The organism is Mesorhizobium sp. WSM4308 (assembly GCF_002294905.1).
Lineage (GTDB): Bacteria > Pseudomonadota > Alphaproteobacteria > Rhizobiales > Rhizobiaceae > Mesorhizobium.
Genome location: NZ_NSFW01000022.1, coordinates 1 through 25,115, shown reverse-complemented (window position 1 = coordinate 25,115; position 25,115 = coordinate 1). Strand labels below are relative to the sequence as shown.

Sequence of the window (25,115 nt, the reverse complement as noted above, 5' to 3'; positions counted from 1 at the left end):
GTCTGCGAAGCGGCGCGACTCATCTGGCATGAAATTGCCATAAGAATTTGATATTCAAGGATTTTCGACGCGCCGTCACTTAATGCTGCCAGCGCGTCAATTAGCGTCGCGAAAAATCTTGGCCGCATGCTAAAAGGACTCCCGACACAGGTTTCGAGGGAGCGGCCGCATGGAAGGCGAGAACAAGAAAACGGCACGTTCGGACCTCGACGAAGCCGCCCTCTACTTCCACAAGCACCCGACGCCGGGAAAGCTCGAGATCCAGGCAACCAAGCCGCTCGGCAACCAGCGCGACCTGGCGCTCGCCTATTCGCCCGGTGTGGCGGCGCCTTGTCTTGAGATCCGCGACAATCCGGCAACCGCTGCCGATTACACGGCGCGCGCCAACCTCGTCGGCGTCGTCTCCAATGGCTCGGCCGTGCTCGGCCTCGGCAATATCGGCCCGCTGGCCTCCAAGCCGGTCATGGAAGGCAAGGCGGTTCTGTTCAAGAAGTTCGCCGGCATCGACGTCTTCGACATCGAGATCGACGCACCCGAGATCGAGCGCATGGTGGAGACCGTCGCCGCTCTCGAACCCACTTTCGGCGGTATCAACCTCGAGGACATCAAGGCGCCGGAGTGTTTTGAAGTCGAGGAACGGCTGAAAGCTCGCATGAGCATACCGGTGTTCCACGACGACCAGCATGGCACCGCCATCATCGTCGCCGCCGCCGTGCTCAACGGACTGGAGTTCGCCGGCAAGACCATCTCGGACATCAAGGTCGTCACCTCCGGCGCCGGTGCCGCCGCCCTTGCCTGCCTGAACCTGCTGGTCTCGCTCGGCGTGCGCATCGAAAACATCTGGGTCACCGATCGTTTCGGCGTCGCCTACAAGGGCCGCACCGACGAGATGGACCGCTGGAAAGACCCCTATGTGAAGGATACCGAGGCGCGCACGCTGGCCGATGTCATCCCTGGCGCCGACGTTTTCCTCGGCCTGTCAGCGGCGGGTGTGCTGAAGCCGGAACTGCTGCAGCACATGGCGCCAAAACCTCTGATCCTGGCGCTCGCCAATCCCAATCCCGAGATCATGCCGGAAGTGGCGCGCGCGGCGCGTCCCGATGCCATGATCTGCACCGGCCGCTCCGATTTTCCCAATCAGGTCAACAACGTCCTGTGCTTTCCTTACATTTTCCGTGGCGCGCTCGACTGCGGCGCCAGCGCCATCAACGAGGAGATGAAGATGGCTGCGGTGCGGGCCATCGCCGCCCTTGCCCGCGAAGAGCCTTCGGACGTCGCCGCACGCGCCTATTCGGGCGAGACGCCGATCTTCGGACCCGATTTTCTGATTCCCTCGCCCTTCGATCCCAGGCTCATCCTGCGCATCGCGCCGGCCGTCGCCAAGGCGGCCTGCGACACCGGTGTGGCGACACGGCCGATCACCGACTTCGCCGCCTATATCGACAAGCTCAATCGCTTCGTCTTCCGCTCCGGCCTGGTGATGAAGCCGGTATTCTCGTCCGCCAAGGCATCGAGCGCCAAGCGCGTCATCTATGCCGATGGCGAGGACGAGCGCGTGCTGCGCGCCGCCCAGGTGGTGCTCGAGGAAGGCATCGCCGAGCCGATCCTGATCGGTCGCCCGCACGTCATCGAGGTCAGGCTGAAGCGCTACGGCCTGCGCATCAAGCCGGGCGTCGATTTCGGCCTGATCAATCCCGAGGACGATCCGCGCTATCGCCACTATGTCGACCTGCTGATCGAACTTGCCGGCCGGCGCGGCGTGACGACGGAAGCCGCGCGCACCATGGTGCGCACCGACAACACCGTGATCGCAGCGCTGGCGCTCAAGCGTGGCGACGCCGATGCCATGGTCTGCGGCCTCGAAGGGCGTTTCGAGCGGCATCTGCGCAACGTGACGCTCATCATTGGCCCTCGCGCCGGCATCAAGGACTATGACCTGTCGACGCTTTCGATGCTGATTTCGCAGCGCGGCATCATCTTCCTCACCGACACCCACGTCTCCGTCGACCCGACGGCCGAGGAGATCGCCGAGATGACCGTGCTGGCGGCCGAGGAAATCCAGCGCTTCGGCATCGAGCCGAAGGCGGCCCTTCTGTCGCATTCGGATTTCGGTTCGCGCGATTCACCAAGCGCGCTCAAGATGCGCCAGGCGGCGGCAATCCTGGCGCGCATCGCGCCGGAGTTGCAGTGCGACGGCGAAATGCATGCCGATTCCGCGCTGTCCGAGCATCTACGCCAGCGCGTCTATCCGCATTCGCGGCTCAAGGGCGAAGCCAATCTGCTGGTGTTCCCCAACCTCGATTCGGCCAACATCACGCTGACGGCGTTGCGCGCCATGATGGATGCGCTGCATGTCGGCCCGATCCTGCTCGGCACCGACATGCCGGCCCACATATTGACGCCCTCTGTCACGTCACGCGGTGTGGTCAACATGACGGCGCTCGCCGTGGTCGAGGCAGCGCACAAGGCGCAGGCCATCGCCAATCTGGACTAGGCTGAAGCCGGCTTCAACAGGCCGGCCCGGTCTTCCGGGCGGCATCCTCACATGCCGGCGACAACTTTGTTGCAAACGGGGTGTTGCCGACCGGCAACTTGCGATTGCGGAAAATCAACGTTGCCCGGAAGCGGATTTCGCGGGGAAGACCGACCTGATATGGTTGCGCATCTGATCTGACGGCGAGGACGTCATGAAAGGCTTGTTGCTCGCATCCGCATTGCTGTCGCTGATCGGCGGACAAGCTCTGGCCGCGGACGCCATCAGTGCCGAGCCCGCGACGGTCCATGACTGGTCCGGGGTCTATGTCGGCGGTCAGATTGGCTACGGTTTTGGACGGACTGACGCGACGTACAATTTGCCGAACACCCCAACGATCCGGGGTTCGCAGGATTACGATACCGATGGTTTCCTGGGCGGCGTGCAGATCGGCTACAACTATCAGATCAACTCCGCGGTTCTTGGCGTCGAGGCCGATGTTTCCGGAGCCGACATCAAGGGGCACTCCGACGAGATCACCTCCGGCTTGGGCGATGTTTACGACACCAAGGTGGACTGGTTTGGAACGCTGCGCGCCAGGGCGGGCTACGCGCTCGATCGTAGCCTGATCTACGGCACCGGTGGCCTGGCGTTTGGAAACGTCGAAAACCGGTATCTCGACGGTCCCCTCGATAGCTTTTCCGAGAAGAACACCAAGGTTGGCTGGACCATCGGCGCCGGACTGGAGCAGGCGATCACGGACCATTGGTCGGCGAAGTTCGAATATCAATATGTCGATCTGAGGGACCAGACCATCGACTATGCCCCGAACTCCAACACCACGTTCGACAACACGTTCAACGCGGTCAAGATCGGTATGAATTACAAGTTCTGACAGTCGGTGGAGAGATCTGCCGCGCCCCGTCGCTTTCCGGCTGATTGAACCCGCCCGCTGCCGCGATCGAGGGCAGGTAGCGGACCGCATCCGAAATAGACGATTAACCGGCAACGGGGTAGTTTGGCGGGCACAGGCCAGCGGGATTGAGGCGGATGACAAGCGGAGGGTTGAAGCGGGCGCATGCTGCCATGCTGCTTGGCCTCCTGCTGTCAGGCGCCACCATCGCCGAGCCACAGGCCGCCTCGCGGGTCTGCCGTCAATTGGAGGCCGATCTTGCCGCGGCTTCGCGTGGCGGCGGCGGTGGTCCGGCAATGATCCGCAAATACGATGCCGCGATCGACCGGCAGCGCGAACAGATCTCCAAGGCCCGCAGCCAGGCGGACAATGCCGGTTGCGGGTTTTCGCTGTTTTCCCGCAACATCAATCGATGCGCCGGGCTCAACGCCACCATCGACCGCATGAACGCCAATCTCGACGGTCTCCAGGCCAAGCGTGCCCAACTCGCCGGTGGCGGCGGCTCGCGTCGCGACCGTGGCCGCATCCTGGCCGCACTCGACGCCAATGGCTGCCGCGACGACACGGTTGCGCCGCGCCGCGCGCCGCTGCAGGAAGCCGACCGCGAGGAAGACGGCAACACCAACCTGTTCGACCAGCTTTTCGGCGGCGACGACCAGCCGAGCGACACGCCTGACCAGCCGGACGATCCCGGTGAGGAACGCAATGTCGGCCGCGTCCTGAACCTGCCCGGCGTTCCAGACGCTCCGGGCACCGGCGGCGAGTTCCACACCACCTGCGTGCGCACCTGCGACGGCTATTTCTTCCCGATGTCGAATGCCGCCTCGGTCGGCGATTTCGAGCGAGACCAGAAGAATTGCGAATCCAGCTGCCCCGGCACGGAGATGCAGGTCTTCTATTCGCGCGGCATGGACGACGATTCGGCCTCGATGACCTCATCGGTCACCGGAAGGCCCTACAGCGAGCTGCCGACCGCCTATCTCTACAAGCAGTCCAACATGTCGCGGCCGCCGGCCTGCGGCTGCAATGCCGCGCAGAACTTCCAGATCATTGGCGGCAACCCGCCGGCCCCGCAACAGTCGCTGCCGGAAACGGAAGCGGCACCGTTGGTTCCCATGCCGGCCTCCAAGCCCGATCCGGGGGCCGACCCGGAAACCCTGGCCAACAGGGACGGCGGGCTCGACCGCGACGCCATCAAGCGGCTTTCCGCCAAGCCGGTGACGTCGCCGGTATCCGCCTTGCCGCCGGAGCAGCGCAAGGTCAGGGTCGTCGGGCCAACGTTCCTTCCCGACCCATCAGCGGCAATAAATCTGCAAGCTCCGGCCCCGAAGGCAGTCCAGTAAGGGCAAGCCTCAGCGGCATGAACAGCCCCTTGCCCTTGCGCCCTGTCGCTTCCCTGATCTTGCCGGTCCAGTCCTTCCAGACCGCTCCGTTCCAGGGCTCTTCGGGCAGGACTTCGAAGGCCTGTCCGAGGAAGTCACGATCGTCGTCGGAGAACTCCGGTCTGTCCTGCGGCCCCTCGCGCAGGATGCGCCACCAGCCCACCGCATCGGCGAGCCGGTCGAGATTGCCGCGTACCGCCAGCCAGAACGGCTCGGCCTGTTCGCCGGAGATGCCAAGCACCATCAGCCTGTCGCGCGCCTCGTTGAACGGCATGTGGTGCAGCAGCACGCGGTTGAGCACGAACAGTTCGTCCGGATCGAACTTGGCCGATGATTTCGAGGTCGCGGCCGGGTCGAAATGGCCGGCGAGATCGGCGAGATCATGCGCGGCCGCGACATTCTCCGAGGTGCCGACCAGAACGGCGAGCGACGCGACGGCCATCGGCTCGATGCCATCCTCGCGCAGGCTTTCGATGGAGAGTGCGCCGCTGCGCTTAGACAGCCCTTCGCCCGAGACGGTGGTCAAGAGATTGTGGTGGCCGAAGACAGGCGGCTCGGCGCTCAGCGCCTTGAACAGGGCAATCTGCACGCCGGTGTTGGTGACATGGTCGTCGCCGCGGATGACGTGGCTGACACCCATCTCGATGTCGTCGACGACGGATGGCAAAGTGTAGAGATAGGTGCCGTCCTCGCGCACCAGCACTGGATCCGAGAGCGAAGCGAGATCGACCGTTTCCTCGCCACGCACCAGATCGTTCCAATGAACCTCCGTGCGTTCGGGCTGGAGCGGATCGCTGGTGAAATTGGGCAGCAGGAAGCGCCAGTGCGGCCGGCGCCCGTCGGCCTGGTATTCGGCCACCTGCTCATGTGTCAGCGCCAGGGCCTCGCGGCCATAGACCGGCGGCAGGCCCCGCGTGCGGCGCACCTTGCGCCTCAGGTCGAGTTCTTCCGGCGTTTCATAGCAGGCGTAGAGAACGCCCGCCGCCTTCAGCCGCTCGACCGCCGCGTCATAGACCTCGAAGCGCCGCGACTGATATTCGGTGGCATCGGGGAAGATGCCAAGCCAATGCAGGTCGTAGAGGATGGCGTCGGCGAATTCCTGCTTCGAACGGCCAATGTCGGTGTCGTCGAAGCGCTGGATGAAGCGGCCCTTGTTGTTCAGGGCAAACAGCCAGTTGAACAGAGCGGTGCGCGCATTGCCGATATGGATGCGGCCGGTCGGTGACGGGGCGAAACGAACGGTAACTGTCATGAGCGGGGCGTACCGGATGCCTTTGTGATTGACAAGATGCGCCCCCGCGCTGGTCGGCACACATAGAACATGACGCGGGCGATGAAAAGACTGAAGCCATGCGCGGCGCATGGCCCTTATCCGATCAGAACAGCTGGTTGAAAGCGATCAGCGGCCGAAGTCGTCGGAACTGAGGCGGGTCCAGCGGTCGCCCATCAACCCACCGATAAAGATGTCGCCGGAGCGGACCGCTTGCGCGACCTCGGGGATGCGCGAGCGCACCATCGTCCCCCCGGCATAGCGGAAGAAGACATTCTTGTAGCTGAAGAGTTGCGGCATGAACCTGCTCTGCGTCTGCCCGATGATGCCGGCGCAGCCCATATTCCACGCGTCCTCCATCACGCCATCCAGCGTCGCACCCCAGTGAGGTCCAGAGGACTGGAGTTGCAGCAGGTTCGCGATGCCGCCGGCCTGACCGTAGAAAGCGTAGCAACCGAGCATTTTACCGGCTTCGTCGTAGGTCCCAGCAAAATGAAGGGGGCCGTCGGCCCGTTTCTCGGCCGCCAGCGCCAGCAGCCGTGGCAGCTCGCCATCCTGCCAGCGCGGCCGCAGCGAGTAATCTGAGACAAGGGTCGGCAGCCGCTCCGCAAATAGCGCGGCATCCATCGGTTCGCGATGGATCCGGTGTGACGAGGAATGCTGGACAGGCGGCTCGAACCTTTTTCTCGTAAAAGCATCGAATGCTCGGGCGCAGGGATCGAGCACGAAGCGCGGCAGGCCCGGCCATTTACCGCGCGCCACGGCCGATGCCACCGCGGCCGGGCGGAAAATGCGGGTCCATCCCAGACAATGCGTCGGCAGCAACTGATATTTCATCGGGCGCGCGAAGGCCAGGGATACCCGGTTGGCCGAATCGGTCAGGTGCAGATCGAATTCGCCTTGATGCACGGCACGCAGCAATTGCGGCCCGGCCAAACCGTGATCGGTGCCGGTGTCAGCCATGAGCGGACCGATGATCGCGGCATTCAATGTCGCGCCGTTGAGCTCGTAACGGGCCTTCAGGACACCGAGGAAGCCACCCAGATCTCCCTGCGGGTTGATCTGGACAAGAGCGTTGCTCGCGCCTGGCTGGCCGGCAGGGTCGAGATAGATCTTTCTCATATACTCGGCCGTCTCAGCGATGGCGCGATCGAGGAGGTGACGTCGCCGACGGCGAAACTTCGTCAGGAAGAGTGCGGCGACCCGCTCGAGATCTTCGGCGGCGAGTGGCCGAACCGAGCCATGGTGAATTGCCAGCACCGGCGGCGCAGCTACTTTTTCCGCACCGGTATCTTCGGAAGCAAGATGCATAGTGAAGCCGAAATCCTGCGCTGACCAGTTTGATCCCAGGGCACGGGCTTACGATCCCTGGGTTGCTTTTGCGTAAACAACCCGCAACCAGTGGTAGAAATGGCGTGTTGTACCCCGGCATTATAAAAAAGTATGCCGCGCAGGTCACTCTGTCTGACAGCGCCTGATGGAGATGGCCTCCGGCCGATGGCGGAGGCCATCTCAGGTCAGATGACCAGTCCCTTGGTGAGTTCGAGCGCCTGACGTTCGAACAGGCGGCGGTAAATGCCACCCTTCAGCCGGATCAGTTCGTCATGCGAGCCTTCCTCGACGATGTCGCCGCGATCGAAGACCAGCAGCCTGTCGAGCGCTCGCACCGTCGACAGCCGGTGCGCGATGACCAGCGTGGTGCGGCCGACCATCAGCCGCTCCATCGCCTGCTGGATCAGCACCTCCGATTCCGAATCGAGGCTCGACGTCGCCTCGTCCAGGATCAGGATGCGCGCATCGGCCAGGAAGGCGCGCGCGATGGCCACGCGCTGCCGCTCGCCGCCCGACAATTTCACGCCGCGCTCGCCGACCAGCGTGCCATAACCCTTCGGCAGGCTGGTGATGAAGTCATGCGCGCTGGCCAGCTTCGCGGCATGCTCGATCTCCTCCTGCGTCGCGTTTGGCCTGGCATAGGCGATGTTTTCGGCCAGCGAGCGATGGAACAGGATCGGCTCCTGCTGGACGATCGCGATCTGCTCGCGCAGCGACGCCTGCGCCACCCGCGAGATGTCCTGGCCGTCGATCAGGATCTTGCCCGCATTGACGTCATAGAGCCTCTGGATCAGCTTGACGAAGGTCGTCTTGCCCGAACCGGAGTGACCGACGAGCCCGACGCGTTCACCCGGCGCGACATCGACCGAAAAGTCGCGATAGAGCGGCGACCGGTGATTGCCGTAGTGAAAAGTGACCTTGTCGAAGCTGATCGACCCTTGCGTGATCCGGATCGGCCTGGCGCCGGGCCGGTCCTCGATGCCGAGCGGTTCGGACTGGAAATCGACCAGTTCCTCCATGTCGTTGATCGAACGCTGCAAATTGCGGATATGCGTGCCGATATCCCTGAGATAGCCCTGCAGCACGAAGAACGAGGTCAGCACGAAGGCGACGTCGCCGGCGCTCGCCTGCCCCCACGACCACAGCAGCAGCGACAGGCCGATCACCGCGGCGCGCATGACCAGCAGCAACGCCCCTTGCGTGGTGCCGTTGACGGTGCCGCGCACCCAGGTGCGCCGCGTGCGCGCCCGCCATTTGGCGACAACCCTTGCAAGGCGGCGCTCTTCGCGCTCCTCGGCGCCAAAGCCCTTGACCACGGCGTTGCAGCTGACAGCGTCGGCAAGCGAACCGCCAAGGCGCGTGTCCCAGGTGTTGGCGAGCCTGGCCGCCGGCGCGACAAAGCCAAGCGACAGCATCGCCGTCACCATGATGAACAGCACCGAGCCGGCAGCAACGACCACACCCATCAGCGGCCAGAACCAGCCAAGCAGCAGCGTCGAGCCGACGAGCATGACGACCGATGGCAAGAGCGCGATCAGGATGGTGTCGTTGAGCAGGTCGAGCGCCCACATGCCGCGCGTCACCTTGCGCACGGTCGAGCCGGCAAAGCTGTTGGCGTGCCAGTCGGTGGAAAAGCGCTGGACGCGATGGAAGGCATCGGCGGCAATGTCGGCCATCATCTTCAGCGTCAGTTCGACGATGCCCATGAACGCCAGGTTGCGCAGCACGACGCCCGTCAAGGCAAGCGCCATCAATATCGAAAACGCCGTCATGGCGGCGTTCCAGGCAATGGCGTCCGCGCCGGCGCTGCTGGCGACGGCGTCGACCAGGCGGCCAGAATAGAGCGGCGTCAGGACGTCGGCCAGCGTCGACAGCAGGAAACCACCCATGATCAGCGAAAGCCGCCAGGGCTGGCGCCGCCAATGGGTAAGTGTGAAACCAAGAACGCTGCGAAAGGCGCTCGCGCGCAAATCGATCTTGAAACGAGCCATGATGTCATTCGGGCGCAAACGAGCCCGATCCCAGTAAGGTCGAAAATTGAAGAAGCCGCGCAAGGGGCGAATGATTGCCCAGAAGCGGAATGGCATATTTTGGCGTCACGCCCGTAGTCGGGCGGCGACCGGCGTCGGCATAAGCCTGTGCTCAATTTGGCTCCGATGCGAAGGACGGACCTTCGCGCGGCGCCAGATGAGGCCTAGGCTTCGCGGCCTCGCATTACCATTTTAAATACTGCCATTCGGACCTCCCGCAAATGAATCGCGGAGTGGTCCTTATAGAGACGCTCTGATGCAACGCCAAGACGGGCCTTGCCAAAAAGCGTATCCAGTGCAACCAGTGCGATTATTTTGCAACAACGGCGGCGGGAGCTTTCGCCGCGTTGCGGTCACTGGGGCGTGCGGTCCAAGCGCACGTATCGGCCATCGGTCGATGCCTTGAAGCCCAGCTTTTCGTAGACCCCATGCGCATCACCGGTCGACAGGCTCCAGTGCGAGACGGTGCCGAGCTCGGGATGATCGATGAGTGCCTGCACCAGCCGCCGGCCAATGCCCTGCCCGCGATTCTCGGGCCAGACGATGATGTCGGCGAGATAGGCGAACACCGTGCGGTCGGTGATCGCCCTGCCGAAACCGACCTGCTTTCCGTCGATGTAGGCGGCGGCGCAGAACGAATTGGCGAAGGCCCGGCGATGAAACTCGTCGCTGCGTCCAGCCCCCCAATAGCTCGCCATCAGCAGGTTGGAGGTCGCACGGAAGTCGATTCGCGCAAGGTCGAAGCTGATCTCACAGTCCAGCATGGCTGTCTCGCCTCGCGGCATCGCGTATTTTCGCCCATTGGACGAACTGCGCGTTACCCACGATCCCTGAAACGGTTGGTGATGGGATAGCGGCGATCGCGGCCGAAATTCTTACGGGTGATCTTCACCCCCGGTGCCGCCTGCCGGCGCTTGTACTCGGCGATGTAAAGCAGGTGTTCGATGCGCGTCACCGTCGCCCGGTCATGGCCGCGCGCGACTATGTCGTCGACGCCCATCTCATTCTCGACCAGGCATTCGAGGATGTCGTCCAGCACCGGATAGGGCGGTAGTGAATCCTGGTCGGTCTGGTTCTCGCGCAACTCCGCCGACGGTGCCTTGTCGATGATGTTCTTCGGGATGATCTCGCCCGATGGCCCGAGCGCGCCCGGCGGCACATGGCTGTTGCGCCAACGCGACAGCGCGTAGACCTGCATCTTGTAGAGGTCCTTGATCGGATTGAAGCCGCCATTCATATCGCCATAGAGCGTGGCATAACCGACCGACATCTCGCTCTTGTTGCCTGTCGTGACCACCATCGAGCCGAATTTGTTGGAAATCGCCATCAGGATGGTGCCGCGCGCACGGCTCTGCAAATTTTCCTCGGTGATGCCTTCCTTGGTGCCCTCGAAGAGCTGCGTCAGCGCATGCAGGAAACCTTCGACCGGCTCGAAGATCGGCACGATGTCATAACGGCAGCCGAGCGCGCGGGCGCAATCCTCGGCGTCCTTGAGCGAATCCTTCGAGGTGTAGCGGTAGGGCATCATCACCGCGCGCAACCGCTCTTCGCCGAGCGCGTCGACGGCAAGGGCGGCACAGATCGCCGAATCGATGCCGCCGGACAGGCCGAGCACCACATTCTTGAAGCCGTTCTTGTTGACGTAGTCGCGCAGGCCCAGCATGCAGGCGCGATAGTCGGCCTCCTCCCGCTCGGGGATCTTCGACATTGGCCCTTCCGAGCAGACCCAGCCGTCCTCCCCGCGCTTCCATGTGATGACGTCGACTGCTTCCTCGAACTGGCTCATCTGGAAAGCCAATGTCTTGTCGGCGCCGATGGCAAACGACGCGCCGTCGAAGATCAGCTCATCCTGACCGCCAAGCTGATTGGCATAGGTGATGGGCAATCCGCATTCGATGACCTGGCGGATGACGACCTGATGGCGGACATCGATCTTGGCCCGATAGTAAGGCGAGCCGTTCGGCACCAGCAGGATTTCTGCCCCGCTTTCCGCCAGCGATTCGCAGATGCCGACATCGCCCCAGATGTCCTCGCAAATCGGAATGCCGATGCGCACGCCACGGAAATTGACAGGTCCCTGGATCTCGGGTCCTGCCTGGAACACGCGCTTCTCATCGAACTCGCCATAATTCGGCAGGTCGAGCTTGTAGCGTTCGGCGATGATCTTGCCACCATCGGCGACGACGATCGAATTGTGCGTGCCGCTCTTCCGCTTCAGCGGCGTGCCGATGATGACGCCGGGGCCGCCATCCGATGTATCGGCGGCAAACTCCTGCGCCGCCTTTTCGCAGGCCTTCAGGAAGGCCGGCTTCAGCACCAGGTCCTCGGGAGGATAACCGGCGAGGAAAAGCTCGGTGTAGAGCACGAGATCGGCGCCCTGCCGCGCGGCATCCGCCCTCGCCTCGCGGGCCTTGGCGAGATTGCCGGCGACATCGCCGACGGTCGGGTTGAGCTGGGCGATCGCGATGCGCAGTAGGTCGGGCTTCTTGGTCATGCCTGCTGACTTAGCGCGGCACAATTCGCCTCGCAATGGCGTTGGCTTGGACCACCCCGACCGAGACCGCCGGTCAGTCGTCGCCCATATATTCGCGCAGCGACTGCGGAGAATGGTTCTCGCCGATCGACATCGCCAGGATGCGCGAAATGTGCCGGCGCGGCAGGCTGGTGTCCGCCACCCATTGATTGATCTGCGCCTGGATCTTGTCGAGGTCCCTCTTCGAGGTCGGGCTTTCGGCGATGTCGAGGCCGGCGTCACGAAGCGCTGCTGCCATGTCGGCCGAGATGACGAAGGCATCCCAGCCCAGCCAGCGCAGGAAATACTGGCCCGTATTGCCGCCCAGCCGGCTGCCATGCTTGCCGAGATAGGCCATCAGCCCGACCTGGTCGTCGGCAGGCCAGTTGGCGAGGAATTCGCCGAAGCCGCCATGCTCCTTCGACACGCGTTCGACGAAGGCAGCGTTGTCGCGCACGGATTTGATTTTCTGCGGGTTGCGCACAATGCGCTGGTCGGAAGCCAGATCGTGCCAGAAATCGTCAGGCTGGAACAACAGCCGCTTCGGCTCGAAGCGCAGAAACGCCTCCTCGAAACCGGGCCATTTCTGCTCGATGACCCGCCAGACGAAACCGGCGGCAAAGATCCGCTCGGCCATGGTCGAGAGAATGCGGTCGTCCGGGGTATCGGCGACCGCGGCGTTGTCGGGCACTGGCCCGAGCAGCGTTGCAAGCTCGGCTTCGCCGCCCTTGCGCTTTGCCGCGCGCAGGCGAATTTTCTGGAAATCGGCCATGGGTCCCTCGCTGTTGGCTTGAATGTAACACTTCCCGCGAGAGGCGGCAGCCTCTACGTCTATCTCCACTGACGACGGAGACGGCCATGAACAAGACAATCGACGACCTGGCGAACCGCTGGCTCAAGCGACGGCCGGACGGCCTCAGCCAGTTGGAGAGCCGCGTGCTGCAATCGACGCTCGAGCGCACCACGATCTCCAGGGACACCAACAAGGCCGTCGCTTTCCACCAGACCTTTGGCGACCGCCTCGCCGATACGATCGCCCGCATCGGCGGCTCCTGGTCCTTCATCCTGGGCTTCATCGCTTTCCTGGTTGTCTGGACAGTCGGCAATGTCTGGCTTTTGACGCGCGATGCCTTCGACCCTTACCCGTTCATCTTCCTCAATCTGGTGCTGTCGATGGTCGCCGCCTTGCAGGCGCCGGTGATCATGATGGCGCAGAACCGCCAGACCGAACGCGACCGCATCGACGCCGCCCATGATTATGAGGTCAATCTGAAGGCCGAGATCGAGATCATGGCGCTGCACGAGAAACTCGATGAACTGCGCCACAGCCAGATCATCGGCATGCGCGACGAGATCGTGCGGCTGACGGAAGCGGTCAAGCGCATCGACGAGAGGCTGGCGCGGCAGCAGTCGGCCTCATGACCGAAGCGATCCATCCTTTCATCGAACAATATGGGCTGCTTGCCGTCTTTCTCGGCTGCGTCGCCGAAGGGGAAAGCGCCGCCATCCTCGGCGGTTTCTTCGCCCACCAGAATGTTTTCGTGCTGTGGCACGCTGTTGTCGCGGCAGCGCTCGGCGCCTTCGCCGGCGACACCTGCTTCTTCATCCTGGGCAGAAGTTTTGCCGATAACCGCCATGTCGTCAGGCTGCGCAGGCGGCCGGGCTTCCGCCGCGCCTACCGTCTGCTCAACACCCATCCCAACATCTTCGTGCTGTCGAATCGCTATGTCTACGGCATGCGCCTGGTTGGTGGCATCGCGGCCGGCCTGTCGACCATAGCAGCACCCCGCTTCGTCATCCTCAACGCCATCTCATCGACGATCTGGGCGGTGCTGTTCAGTACGATCGGCTATGTCTTCGGGCTGGGCGCCGAGCATTTCGTCGGCCAGGCGCTGATGCGCCACGAGCGGCTGTTCATCGGGCTCGGCATTGGCCTCACCGTGGCCGTGCTGGCCTGGCTTGTCGCCCGCCACATCGCCAAGCGGGAACGTCGCCGGGAGCAGTGATGCCGCCGGCCTCGCTCGGAAGGTCAGATCGGAAAGCCGGTGATCCGCTCGATGAGCGCGATACCCCAGACGCCGGCGACGATGACCACCGAGATCAGCACCGCCAGCGAACCGCAATCCTTGGCCAGCTGGATGTCGACATTGAACTCGCGGCTGAAGGCATCGCAGGCCGCCTCGATGCCGGTGTTCAGCACCTCGACCATGATCAGCAACAGCACCGCCCCGACCAGAAGCGCATAACCACGCCAGGAGACTGAAACGAACCACGCAGCGGGCAAGGCGAGCACCAGCAGCATCAGTTCCTGCTGGAAAGCCTTCTCGCTGGCGGCCAGCTTGCGAAACGCCCGCACCGAATTGAAAAAAGCGTCGATCAGCCGCTGCATGCCCAAACCTCTTTCCGAGTTACCGGCACGAGATAAAGCAACGGCCCGATCAAGGGAATAAGGCGTCTTGTCCAAAATTCATTCAGCGACCGCTATCGAAGGTGTCGACTTTTCAAACTGCGGCAACCCGTCGTCGATCGAATAATAGTCGCCCTTGTCACCAACGAAGATATGACAGTCGCCCTTGAGACCTGTCGGCTTGTCGAACGCTCCCGCCATGACCGAAATATAATCTTGAGCCCTTGGCTTCCAGAACAGCACGGAGCCGCAAGTCTTGCAGAAGCCGCGCCCGGCGAAAGCGGACGCTTCATACCATGTGATGCTTTCGGCGCCTTCGATCACGATGTCGGCGTCGGCGACATTGGTCGCGGCATAGAAATGCCCGCTTTGCTTCCGGCATTGCGAGCAATGACAGTAGACGACGCCGCGCAATGCTCCCCTTGTCCGGAAGCGGACCGCTCCGCACAGGCATGATCCCTGGTGACTGTCACTCATTTCGGCGCTCCTGGAGAAACCTCGCCCAGCATCATTGCCAGGATTCCAGCTTTGCGGTGGTTGCGCGCAAGCAAATGCGACATCGATTGGCGTGACAGATTCGAAATTCCATCGGGACAACAGGCGGATTTCGAAGTCAAAGCCCTCAAACCGGACGCTTTCCCGCTGTGGTGGTACAAGATTTATGCTTCTACAGCCACAGGTAGCGAAAAACCCATGGAGGTCGTGCGGATTAAGGAAACTTTAGCGCCACCGCATCTATGGTCACGCCAAGCGAAGATGGCGGGTGGGGACGCGTCTCTTCGCAAGATGTTCTGGACTATCGGGTCGCGCTCCCCAGGTCGGCGATCAATGGAACCCGCAAATTCCGCGTCGGGATCCGAGGGGAAGAGTGGATCAGACATGCAGCCGGCAGCAGCCACGACCGAACGAAACACCGACATCGCAGCCACGGTTGTCGCGACCATGCGCCAGCTTGGCGTCCTCGGCCTGCCGCGCAACTACGAAATCTTCTACGAGGCATTGAGCGGCACCAACCGCGAGCTCAGTCTCGCCGTCGTGTCGCTGAGCAGCCGGCCGACGCAGGATGAATTGGATAAGATCGGACGCGCCTTCTTTGCCCAGAACCACGGCCCCGGCATCGTCGAGCATGCGCGGGACGTCATCGCCCGGGAACTCGAGGAGGTCGCGGCGCTTTTGCGGAGCGAACGCAGCCACATCGAAAAATACGGCAGGATCCTCGACGAGACATCGAACGGCCTGAGTGGCCGCAGCCTGCTCTCGCAGGACCTTCTGCAAAAAATCGCCAACGCCATGGCCGTTGCCACCAATTCGACGATCGATCACGGCAAGCAGATCGCTTCGACGCTCAGCGACAAGACGGCCGAACTCGAAAGCGTCAAGTCGAAGCTCGAGGAATACAAGCGGCTGGCCGATACGGACCCGTTGACCCAGATTCGGAACCGCCGCGCCTTCGACAAGGAAATCACCCGGATCTACACCAGCAACAAGGGTATCCTGTTCAACGCCTTGATCCTTGCCGACATCGATCGGTTCAAGGACATCAACGACCGCTACGGCCATCCTGTCGGCGACAAGATCATCCAGATCATCGCCGAGATTTTCCAAACCAGCATTCGCGGCGACATGTTCGTCGCCCGCACCGGCGGCGAGGAGTTCGCGCTGATCATCGAGGGTGCCAGCGAAGACGCCACCTACGAGATCGCCGAGCGCATTCGCGCCCTGATCGAGCAGACGCCGTTCACCAGCAGCCAGACCGGCATGAATTACGGAACCGTGACCGTCTCGATGGGCATCTGCATGGCATCCGAGGCCGAAGGCCCGGAGGACCTCTACACCAAGGCCGACCGTGCACTCTACCGTTCGAAAGTGAGCGGCCGCAACCGCGTCACCAAGCATTCGACGATGGCCGGCCGCGCCGGCAAGAGCTGGCTGCTCTACAAGAAGGATTGACGCCTTCTATCAGCTGATCGCGCTGGCAGCTGCCGAGAACACAAACGTGAGCTAAAACGAAGAAGGCGCCGGATTTCTCCAGCGCCTTTCCTTAATCGGGTCATTGGCCGGCATCAGCCGTTGACAGCCTGCTTGTGCTGCACCGGGTGGCTTTTCTTCAGGAGATCCGACACCAGGAAGGCGAGCTCGATCGCCTGGTCGGCATTGAGGCGCGGGTCGCAATGCGTGTGGTAACGGTCCTGCAATTCCTCGGCCGTGATGGCGCGCGCGCCACCCGTGCATTCGGTGACGTTCTTGCCGGTCATCTCGACATGGATGCCGCCCGGATGCGTGCCTTCGGCGCGGTGCACCTCGAAGAAAGTCTGCACCTCCTTCAGGATGCGGTCGAACGGCCGCGTCTTGTAACCGGCGGCCTCGATCGTGTTGCCATGCATGGGATCCGACGACCAGACCACGCTGCGGCCTTCCTTCTGCACCGCGCGCACCAGCTTCGGTAGATGGTCGGCGACCTTGTCGGAGCCGAAACGGGCGATCAGCGTCAGCCGACCGGGCTCGTTCTCGGGGTTGAGCAGGTCGATCAGCTCCAGCAAGCCGTCAGCGGTCAGCGACGGGCCGCATTTCAGGCCGAGCGGGTTCTTGATGCCGCGGCAATACTCGACATGGGCATGATCGGGCTGGCGCGTGCGGTCGCCGATCCAGATCATGTGGCCCGACGTGGCATACCAGTCGCCGGAGGTCGAATCGACGCGGGTCAGAGCTTCCTCATAGCCAAGCAGCAGCGCTTCATGGCTGGTGTAGAAATCGGTCTCGCGCAGCGCGTAATTGGTCTCCGAGGTGATGCCGACGGCCTTCATGAAGTCCATCGTCTCGGTGATGCGGTTGGCGAGCTCACCGTATTTTTCGCCCTGCGGGCTGTCGGCGACGAAGCCGAGCATCCAGCTATGCACGTTCTCCAGGCTGGCATAGCCGCCCTGGGCGAAGGCGCGCAGAAGGTTGAGCGTCGCCGCCGACTGGCGGTACGCCATTTCCTGGCGGGCAGGATCGGGAATACGGGACTTGGCGTCGAATTCGATGCCGTTGATGATGTCGCCGCGATAGCTCGGCAGCGTCACCTCGCCCTTGGTCTCATTGTCGGACGAACGCGGCTTGGCGAACTGGCCGGCGACGCGTCCGACCTTCACCACCGGCTGTGCGCCGGCAAAAGTCAGCACGACCGACATCTGCAGGAAGACGCGGAAGAAGTCGCGGATGTTGTCGGCGCCGTGCTCGGCAAAACTTTCGGCGCAGTCGCCGCCCTGGAGCAGGAACGCCTCACCAGCGGCGACCGCCGCGAGCTGCTTCTTGAGCTTGCGCGCCTCGCCGGCAAAGACCAGTGGCGGGTAGGTGGCGAGTTGGGCTTCGGTGTTCTTCAGCGCGGCAAGGTCCGGATAGGCAGGAACCTGCTTGATCGGCTTTGCTCTCCACGAATTCGGCGACCATTTCGTCATCGCTGCACCCAACACTCTTTCCGGCGAGCACCCTCGCCCGCCATTTCCGCCCCTATATGGGTTGGCGGCTCCATACACGAAGCCGATTTCCTATTCTAGACCGGAATTTCAGCGCTGGCGAATGGGTCGGGGGGCTACGCAGCCTTCTCAACCAGGCGCGCCAGTTGTGTCATGACCACCGCCGAGCCCGCCAGCCGTTTCTCGGCGGTCGGCCATTCGCGGGCGAAGACGACGCTGTGATCCGGGCGGATCTTGGCCAGCGAACCCTGCTCGCCGATGAACTTGACCAGGCCGACCGGGTTGGAGAACTCGCGCTTGCGGAAATGAATGACGACGCCCTTCGGCCCGGCGTCGAGCTTCTCGACATTGGCCTTGCGGCAAAGCGCCTTGATGAAGACGATTTTCAACAGATGCTTTACCTCGTCCGGCAGCGGGCCGAAACGGTCGATCAGTTCGGCGCCGAAAGCGTCGATCTCCTCGGTGTCTTCGAGGTCGCCGAGGCGGCGGTAGAGCGCCAGCCTGAGCTGCAGGTCCGGCACGTAGCTTTCGGGGATCATCACCGCCGTGCCGACGGCGATCTGCGGCGACCAGCCGCCATCCAGGACCTCGCCGGAATCCTTCACCTCGGCGACAGCCTCTTCCAGCATCTGCTGGTAGAGTTCGAAGCCGACCTCCTTGATATGGCCGGACTGCTCTTCGCCCAGGAGATTGCCGGCGCCCCTTATATCGAGATCGTGGCTGGCGAGCTGGAAGCCGGCGCCCAGCGTGTCGAGCGATTGCAGCACCTTCAGCCGGCGCTCGGCCGTGTCGGTGAGCTTGCGGTTGGCCGGCAGCGTGAACAGCGCATAGGCGCGCACCTTCGAGCGGCCGACCCGGCCGCGCAGCTGGTAGAGCTGCGACAGGCCGAACATGTCGGCGCGGTGGATGATCAGCGTGTTGGCGGTCGGGATGTCGAGGCCGGATTCGACGATGGTGGTCGACAGAAGTACGTCGTATTGCCCGTCATAGAAGGCATTCATGATGTCGTCGAGCTCGCCCGGCGGCATCTGGCCATGGGCAACCGCCACTTTCAGTTCGGGCACGGATTCTTTCAGGAAATCATGGATTTCCGAGAGGTCGCTGATACGTGGAACGACATAGAAGGAGTGGCCGCCACGATAGCGCTCGCGCAGCAGCGTCTCGCGAATGACCAGCGGATCGAAGGGCGAGATGAAAGTGCGCACCGCCATGCGGTCGACCGGCGGCGTGGCGATCAACGACAGCTCGCGCACCCCGGTCAGTGCCAGTTGAAGCGTGCGCGGGATCGGCGTCGCCGACAGCGTCAGCACATGGACGTCGGTCTTCAGATCCTTCAGCCTTTCCTTGTGCTTGACGCCAAAGTGCTGCTCCTCGTCGATGATCAGCAGGCCGAGATTCTTGAACGAGATCGACGAACCGAGCAGCGCATGCGTGCCGACAACGATGTCGACCTGCCCCTCGGCCAAAGCCTTCTTCGTCTCCGCCAGTTCCTTGGCGCCGACCAGCCGCGAGGCCTGGGCGACGCGGATGGGAAGGCCTGAGAAACGCTGCAAGAACGTCTTGTAATGCTGGCGCGACAACAGCGTCGTCGGCACCACGACCGCGACCTGGAACCCTTCCATCGCCGCGATGAAGGCGGCGCGCAGCGCCACTTCCGTCTTGCCGAAGCCGACATCGCCGCAGATCAGCCGGTCCATCGGCTTGCCGGCGCCGAGGTCATCCCTGACGGAGTCGATGGCCGTCTGCTGGTCGTCGGTTTCCTCGTAGGGGAAACGCGCGGCGAATTCGTCATAGAGGCCTTCGGCCGGCACCAGCGCCGGCGCGGCGCGCATCTGCCGCTCGGCGGCGATGCGGATCAGCTGCCCGGCCATGTCGAGCAGGCGCCGCTTCAGCTTGGCCTTGCGCGACTGCCAGGCGCCGCCGCCGAGCTTGTCCAGGGTCGCTTCGGCCGTGTCAGAACCGTAGCGCGACAGCAGCTCGATGTTTTCCACCGGCAGGAACAATCGGTCGTCGCCGGCATAGTGGATTTCCAGGCAATCATGCGGCGCGCCGACCGCCTCGATGGTGCGCAGACCGATGAAGCGGCCAATGCCATGGTCGGCATGGACGACGATATCGCCGGCCGACAGCGCCGAAGCCTCGGCAATGAAGTCGGAGGCGCGCTTCTTGCGCTTTGAACGCCTGATCAGCCGGTCGCCCAGAATATCCTGTTCGGCAACGACGACCAGTTTTTCGGTCTCGAAGCCGGATTCGAGCGGCAGCACGGCCAATGCCGCCTGCCCCGGCTCGAGCTGTTCGGCTTCCGCCAGCGTCCCGACCTGCTTGAGATTGCCGAGGTGATGCTCGGTGAGGATCTGGCCAAGCCGGTCGAGCGAACCTTCCGTCCAGCCGGCGATGACAATACGCCGACGTGCCGCGCGCTCGTCGGCGATATGCCTGACGACGACGTCGAAGACGTTGACGTTCGGATCGGCGCGCTCCTCAACGAAACTGCGGCCATGGCGCGAGCCGGCGTGGTAGACCTTTTTCGCGCCGGCATCGGGCGCGTCGAAGGGCGTGAGGTCGATCGCTTCGCGCGGACCGAGCGAGGCGATCAGGTTTTCCGGCGAGAGATAGAGCAGATCGGGCGCAACCGGCTTGTAGGGCACCGCATCCTTCAGCGCGGCGTCGGCCTGCTTTTTGCGCGCTTCATAATGGTCGAGGATCAGCGTGTGGCGTTCGGCCAGCGCTTCATGCGCCAGATGGTCGAAAACGACAGGCGTATCCGGCAGATAGTCGAACACCGTCTCCAGCCGCTCATAGAAGAACGGCAGCCAATGCTCCATGCCGGCGAACCGCCTGCCCTCGCTGACCGCCGTGTAGAGCCCGTCGTCGCGCTGCGGCGCGCCGAACGCTTCGATATAGGAGCGGCGGAAGCGGCTGATGGTTTCAGGCGTCAGCGCCACTTCGCTCATCGCCTGCAGCGCCATCGACTTGCGCTGGCCGGTGGTGCGCTGGGTGGCGGCATCGAAGACGCGGATTGATTCCAGCGTATCGCCGAAGAAATCGAGGCGCAGCGCCTCGGTCCAACCCGGAGCAAACAGGTCGAGAATGCCGCCGCGCACCGCGAACTCGCCGATGCCGCGCACTGTCGGCACCCGCTCGAAGCCGGACGTTTCCAGCCGCGCAATCAGCACGTTCATGTCGATCTGGTTGCCAGGCCTGGCATGAAAGGTCTGTGCCTCGACCAGGTCGGCCGGCGGAACGCGCTGCAGAAGCGCATTGGCGGTGGTGAGGATGACGGCGCGATGCGGCTTCTTCGCCAGCGCGATCATCGCTGTCAGGGCATCGAGGCGCTTGGCGGCGGCATCCGAGCCGGGCGAGACGCGATCGTAGGGCAGACAGTCCCAAGCCGGCAGTTCCAGCACCGGCAGGCCGGGCGCGGCAAAGGCCAGTGCCTCGATGATAACAGGCAGGCGCTGGCCGTCACGCGCCACGAACAGCACCGGCTTGTCGGGCGCGATCTCGAGTGCGGCCTGCACCAGTGCGAACGCCTCGTACCCATCGGCGACACCATCGACGATGAATTGGCCGGCACGGCCTTTCGGCAGACCAATGGTGGGAATGAGGCTCATCAAATCACGGTCTTTGTTTGTCGCAATTCCTGTGGGAAAACCGCTTCGCACTTTTCCTGGAATTGCTGTTGTTCAGAAAGTCATGGTCCGGCGGGACGCCAGGATCTTTTGCAGGACAGGACAATCGATATCCGCCGGGATCGGGCGTTCACCGGTGATAAGCGGTAGGAATTCGGTGTCGGAAATGTCGAGGAGCCCCTCATATTGTTCGATTTCATCAGCCGTCAAGGCGCCGATCTCGGCGTCGGCGAAGGTGCCGAGGATGAGATCCATCTCGCGCATGCCGCGATGCCAGGAGCGGAACAACAGCTTGCGGCGGTGGGCGTCCAGCCCCTCGCTTGATCGTTTCGTTCCGGTCATTGTGGCGCATCCTCACTTGCTGCGGCGCATATAGCGTGGATAGAAGGGGCTGTCAGCCTTGCGCTGTAGCCGTCGCGACATAAGCTGACATCATGCGTCCTTCCATCCTCGATCCGCTGTTTGTTCCGATCACTTCGCTTGCCGGCGTCGGACCGAAGGTCGGCGCGCTGATCGAGAAGGTCGTCACCGCTGATCTTGGTGATCGCGCGGCCCGCGCCGGCGACCTTCTGTTCGTGCTGCCGCACACCGTCATCGACCGCCGCAGCCGGCCGGGCATTGCCGGTTCCGCGGAAGGCCAGATCGTGACCCTCGACGTGCGCATCGACCGCCACCAGCCGCCGCCACGCGGCAACCGGTCGGTGCCTTACAGGGTCTACGCCCATGACGATACCGGCGAGATCGGCCTGACCTTCTTTCATGCGCACGCCGCCTATCTCGAAAAGGCAATGCCTGTGGGCGAGCATGTCGTGGTCTCGGGCCGCATGGAATGGTTCAACGGCCGCCCGACCATGGTTCACCCCGACCACATCGCGCTGGCCAGCGAAGCGGAGAACCTGCCGCTGGTCGAACCGGTCTATCCGCTCACCGCGGGCCTCTCGGGCAAGGTGCTGCGCCGCGCGATCGGCCAGGCGCTGGCGCGACTGCCCGCATTTCCGGAGTGGCAGGACGGCGCCTTCATGCGCCGGCACACCTTTCCCAGCTTTGCCGACGCGCTTACCCGCATCCACAATCCGGCCGATCCCATCGACGTTTCCATCGACGGCGCGGCCTGGCGGCGTCTTGCCTATGACGAGTTGCTGGCGGGCCAGGTCTCGCTGGCGCTGGTGCGGGCAAAGATCCGCCGCCTGTCCGGCCGCCCCCTGGTCGGCGACGGCCGCATCGTCGAGAAACTCCGTGCAGCCCTTCCCTATTCGCTGACCGCAAGCCAGGAATTCGCGCTGGCCGAAATCAATGCCGACCTTGCCGACCCCGAGCGCATGCTGCGGCTGCTGCAGGGCGATGTCGGCTCGGGCAAGACGGTGGTCGCGCTGCTTGCCATGGCGCGCGCCATCGAGGCCGGTGGCCAGGCGGCACTGATGGCACCGACCGAAATCCTGGCGCGCCAGCATCTGGCGACGATCGCGCCGCTCGCCGCCAAGGTCGGCCTGCGCATCGCCATCCTCACCGGCCGCGAAAAGGGCCGCGAACGCACCGAAACATTGGCCGGCCTGGCAAGCGGCGAGCTCGACATCGTCGTCGGCACCCACGCGCTGTTCCAGGAGACGGTGACCTTCCACGATCTGGTGCTCGCCGTCATCGACGAGCAGCATCGTTTCGGCGTCCACCAGCGGCTTGCCATCACCGCCAAGGGCGACGCGCCAGACATGCTGGTGATGACCGCCACACCGATCCCACGCACGCTGGTGCTGACCGCCTTCGGCGACATGGATGTCTCCAAGCTGACGGAAAAGCCCGCCGGGCGACAGCCGATCCGCACCGTCACGCTGCCGCTGGAGCGTCTCGACGAACTGGTCGACCGCATGGAGGATGCCGTCGCCGGGGGCCAGAAAATCTACTGGATCTGCCCGCTGGTCGAGGAATCCGAAGAGATCAAGCTGATGTCGGCCGAGGATCGCTTTGCCTCGCTGAAACCGTTGTTCGGCGACCGCATCGGCCTTGTCCATGGCCGCATGAAGGGCGCCGAGAAGGACGAGGCGATGCGCGCCTTCAAGGAGGGCGAGACACGCATCCTGATCGCCACCACGGTCATCGAGGTCGGTGTCGACGTGCCCGACGCCACCGTCATGGTCATCGAGCATGCCGAGCGCTTCGGCCTTGCGCAGTTGCACCAGCTGCGCGGCCGGGTTGGGCGCGGCGACAAGCCATCCTCTTGCGTGCTGCTCTACAAGGACCCGCTCGGCGAGACGGCAAAACGCCGGCTGTCGGTGATGCGCGAGACCGAGGACGGCTTTTTGATCGCCGAGGAAGACCTGAAATTGCGCGGCGAAGGCGAGCTGTTGGGCACCCGCCAGTCCGGCACACCGGGCTTCCAGGTGGCGCGCATCGAGGCGCATGCCGATCTCCTGGAGGCAGCCCGCGACGATGCAAGGCTTATCCTGTCACGCGACCCGGAGCTGCAATCCGACCGCGGCCAGGCGCTGCGCCTGCTGCTCTATTTGTTCGGCCGCGACGCGGCCGTGCGGCTCTTGCGCGCCGGATGAGGTGCCAATGACGGATTGGCGACCGTTCCGTTGATCGGCTCGCCATTCAGCGTCACCATCTTGCTTTTCACCTCGGGCGCCACCAGCCCGGCCGAAACGATCAGCTTGGCGCCGTCCTCGATCGTCATGTCGAGCAGCACGATGTCGGACTTCAGCACATACATCAGGAACCCGGTCGTCGGATTCGGCGTACACGGCATGAACACGGCGATCAGCGGATCGCCTTCCTGATCGAGCTTCTCATTGATCTCGGTTTCCTTCTCGCTTGCGACGAACACCAGCGACCACACGCCCTTGCGCGGATATTCGACCAGTCCGACCTGGCGGAACATGTCGCCCTTGTTCGACAGCACGGTCTCGAAGATCTGCTTCAGCGAGCCATAGATGCCGCGCACCAGCGGCATGCGGCCAAGCAGGCGCTCGCCGAAACCGACAATGGCGCGGCCGACAATGTTGGCGGTGAGGAAACCGATCAGCGTGACCAGGATCAGTGCGACGATCAGCCCGAACCCGGGGACCGGAAACGGCAGATAGGTATCGGGGCTGTAACGCGCCGGAATATAGGGCTTTACCCAGGAATCGACCCAGCCGATGAACGACCAGGCGATATAGGCGGTGATCGCCAGCGGTGCGCAGACGACGAACCCCGTGAGGAAATAGTTCCTCAGCCGGGTCATGCCTGAGGTCTTGGAAGCATCGGACATGGTTCACCGGGCGCGGGTTGCAGCGCAACATTAGTGAACCGGGACGCCGTTTGGAACTGCGAAGTTTTTAAAAGGACTCGCTCTATGACGCGGCTCTCAGTGTTCCGAACGGAAGCTGCTGCCGTTCGCGATTAGGCCGAAACATCCCTCCCTCGTCATCCTCGGGTCTGCGCAGAAGCTTTGCTCCTGCTCCGCCCGTGGATGACGAAAGAAGGGCTATCGCCAGCTGGACTTCGAATTGCTGCCCGCCAAGCAAGCAGTGACAGTGCTATTCCACGGTCACCGACTTCGCCAGATTGCGCGGCTGGTCGACATCGGTGCCCATGAACACGGCGGCGAAATAGGCCAGCATCTGGATCGGCAGCGCATAGATGATCGGCGAGATGATTTCGGGAACGTCCGGCAGGATGATCGTCTCCATCGTCTTGACGCTCACCTGTGCGGCGCCCTTGGCATCGGTGA

19 protein-coding genes and 1 pseudogene are annotated in these 25,115 nt (G+C 63.3%); 7 read left to right on the top strand and 13 right to left on the bottom strand.

The genetic code is table 11. The features are described 5' to 3' along the window. Nucleotides 1-169: 169 nt before the first annotated feature. The 3 genes from CK227_RS31100 (at nt 170) to CK227_RS31090 (ending at nt 4,729) form a co-directional block, all read left to right on the top strand. The gene (locus CK227_RS31100; RefSeq protein ID WP_095775346.1) at nt 170-2,494 is read left to right on the top strand and encodes an NADP-dependent malic enzyme; all 2,325 of its coding nucleotides are present in this window, start codon (nt 170-172) and stop codon (nt 2,492-2,494) included. A 193-nt stretch (nt 2,495-2,687) separates the two neighbouring features. Next, complete coding sequence (locus tag CK227_RS31095; protein WP_095775345.1) at nt 2,688-3,368, top strand: outer membrane protein; 681 nt, start codon at nt 2,688-2,690, stop codon at nt 3,366-3,368. A 155-nt stretch (nt 3,369-3,523) separates the two neighbouring features. Further along, nucleotides 3,524-4,729: a DUF2865 domain-containing protein gene (locus CK227_RS31090; protein WP_095775344.1), complete on the top strand. Its 1,206-nt coding sequence runs from the start codon at nt 3,524-3,526 to the stop codon at nt 4,727-4,729. On the opposite strand, the gene CK227_RS31085 is transcribed toward CK227_RS31090, so the two are convergent. The 6 genes from CK227_RS31085 to CK227_RS31060 all read right to left on the bottom strand — a co-directional run bounded on the left by CK227_RS31085 (nt 4,647) and on the right by CK227_RS31060 (nt 12,684). Then, nucleotides 4,647-6,020, bottom strand: coding sequence for a glutamate--tRNA ligase (locus CK227_RS31085; protein WP_095775343.1), 1,374 nt, complete (start codon nt 6,018-6,020; stop codon nt 4,647-4,649). The genes CK227_RS31090 and CK227_RS31085 overlap by 83 nt on opposite strands. A gap of 147 nt (nt 6,021-6,167) precedes the next feature. Next, a complete protein-coding gene (locus tag CK227_RS31080) occupies nt 6,168-7,349 on the bottom strand; it encodes a hypothetical protein (RefSeq protein ID WP_095775342.1) in 1,182 nt (393 codons plus the stop codon). A gap of 206 nt (nt 7,350-7,555) precedes the next feature. Continuing rightward, the gene (locus tag CK227_RS31075; protein WP_095775433.1) at nt 7,556-9,361 is read right to left on the bottom strand and encodes an ABC transporter ATP-binding protein; all 1,806 of its coding nucleotides are present in this window, start codon (nt 9,359-9,361) and stop codon (nt 7,556-7,558) included. Between the two features lie 392 nt (nt 9,362-9,753). Beyond that, nucleotides 9,754-10,164, bottom strand: a complete 411-nt coding sequence (locus CK227_RS31070) for a GNAT family N-acetyltransferase (RefSeq protein ID WP_095775432.1) — start codon at nt 10,162-10,164, stop codon at nt 9,754-9,756. Nucleotides 10,165-10,217: 53 nt separating this feature from the next. Then, complete coding sequence (locus tag CK227_RS31065) at nt 10,218-11,894, bottom strand: NAD+ synthase (RefSeq protein ID WP_095775341.1); 1,677 nt, start codon at nt 11,892-11,894, stop codon at nt 10,218-10,220. 73 nt (nt 11,895-11,967) lie between these two features. Continuing rightward, nucleotides 11,968-12,684, bottom strand: a complete 717-nt coding sequence (locus tag CK227_RS31060) for a DNA-3-methyladenine glycosylase I (RefSeq protein WP_095775340.1) — start codon at nt 12,682-12,684, stop codon at nt 11,968-11,970. A gap of 86 nt (nt 12,685-12,770) precedes the next feature. Here CK227_RS31060 and CK227_RS31055 point away from each other — a divergent pair, with 86 nt between their 5' ends. Both CK227_RS31055 and CK227_RS31050 read left to right on the top strand, forming a co-directional pair. Next, the gene (locus CK227_RS31055; RefSeq protein ID WP_095775339.1) at nt 12,771-13,334 is read left to right on the top strand and encodes a DUF1003 domain-containing protein; all 564 of its coding nucleotides are present in this window, start codon (nt 12,771-12,773) and stop codon (nt 13,332-13,334) included. Continuing rightward, nucleotides 13,331-13,918, top strand: a complete 588-nt coding sequence (locus CK227_RS31050) for a DedA family protein (protein ID WP_095775338.1) — start codon at nt 13,331-13,333, stop codon at nt 13,916-13,918. Before CK227_RS31055 ends, CK227_RS31050 begins: the two co-directional genes overlap by 4 nt. Nucleotides 13,919-13,941: 23 nt before the next feature. Here the strand turns inward: CK227_RS31050 and CK227_RS31045 are convergent, their stop codons facing one another. Then, on the bottom strand, nt 13,942-14,301 hold the full coding sequence (locus CK227_RS31045; protein ID WP_095775337.1) for a diacylglycerol kinase: 360 nt from the start codon (nt 14,299-14,301) through the stop codon (nt 13,942-13,944). A gap of 78 nt (nt 14,302-14,379) precedes the next feature. Further along, entirely contained in the window at nt 14,380-14,796 is a 417-nt protein-coding gene (locus CK227_RS31040) for a GFA family protein (protein ID WP_095775336.1), read from the bottom strand. Nucleotides 14,797-15,198: 402 nt separating this feature from the next. On the opposite strand from CK227_RS31040, the gene CK227_RS31035 reads away from it, so the two are divergent. Further along, complete coding sequence (locus tag CK227_RS31035) at nt 15,199-16,269, top strand: diguanylate cyclase (RefSeq protein ID WP_095775335.1); 1,071 nt, start codon at nt 15,199-15,201, stop codon at nt 16,267-16,269. Between the two features lie 113 nt (nt 16,270-16,382). Here CK227_RS31035 and CK227_RS31030 read toward each other — a convergent pair whose 3' ends face one another. The 3 genes from CK227_RS31030 to CK227_RS31020 all read right to left on the bottom strand — a co-directional run bounded on the left by CK227_RS31030 (nt 16,383) and on the right by CK227_RS31020 (nt 21,748). Further along, nucleotides 16,383-17,756 carry a 3-deoxy-7-phosphoheptulonate synthase class II gene (locus CK227_RS31030; RefSeq protein ID WP_095775334.1) on the bottom strand — a complete coding sequence of 458 codons (1,374 nt, stop codon included), beginning with the start codon at nt 17,754-17,756 and terminating at the stop codon, nt 16,383-16,385. Nucleotides 17,757-17,890: 134 nt separating this feature from the next. Beyond that, a complete protein-coding gene (gene mfd / locus CK227_RS31025) occupies nt 17,891-21,388 on the bottom strand; it encodes a transcription-repair coupling factor (RefSeq protein ID WP_095775333.1) in 3,498 nt (1,165 codons plus the stop codon). A gap of 72 nt (nt 21,389-21,460) precedes the next feature. Further along, nucleotides 21,461-21,748 (bottom strand): succinate dehydrogenase assembly factor 2, encoded by a 288-nt coding sequence (locus tag CK227_RS31020; protein ID WP_095775332.1) that lies wholly within the window; start codon nt 21,746-21,748, stop codon nt 21,461-21,463. Nucleotides 21,749-21,840: 92 nt separating this feature from the next. Here CK227_RS31020 and recG point away from each other — a divergent pair, with 92 nt between their 5' ends. Next, on the top strand, nt 21,841-23,949 hold the full coding sequence (gene recG / locus CK227_RS31015) for an ATP-dependent DNA helicase RecG (RefSeq protein ID WP_095775331.1): 2,109 nt from the start codon (nt 21,841-21,843) through the stop codon (nt 23,947-23,949). Here the strand turns inward: recG and CK227_RS31010 are convergent. Further along, entirely contained in the window at nt 23,901-24,653 is a 753-nt protein-coding gene (locus tag CK227_RS31010; RefSeq protein WP_095775330.1) for a DUF502 domain-containing protein, read from the bottom strand. The two genes, recG and CK227_RS31010, sit on opposite strands and share 49 nt — an antisense overlap. Before the next feature lie 268 nt (nt 24,654-24,921). After that, nucleotides 24,922-25,115: pseudogene (locus CK227_RS31005) on the bottom strand (glutamine--fructose-6-phosphate aminotransferase); the annotation flags it as partial.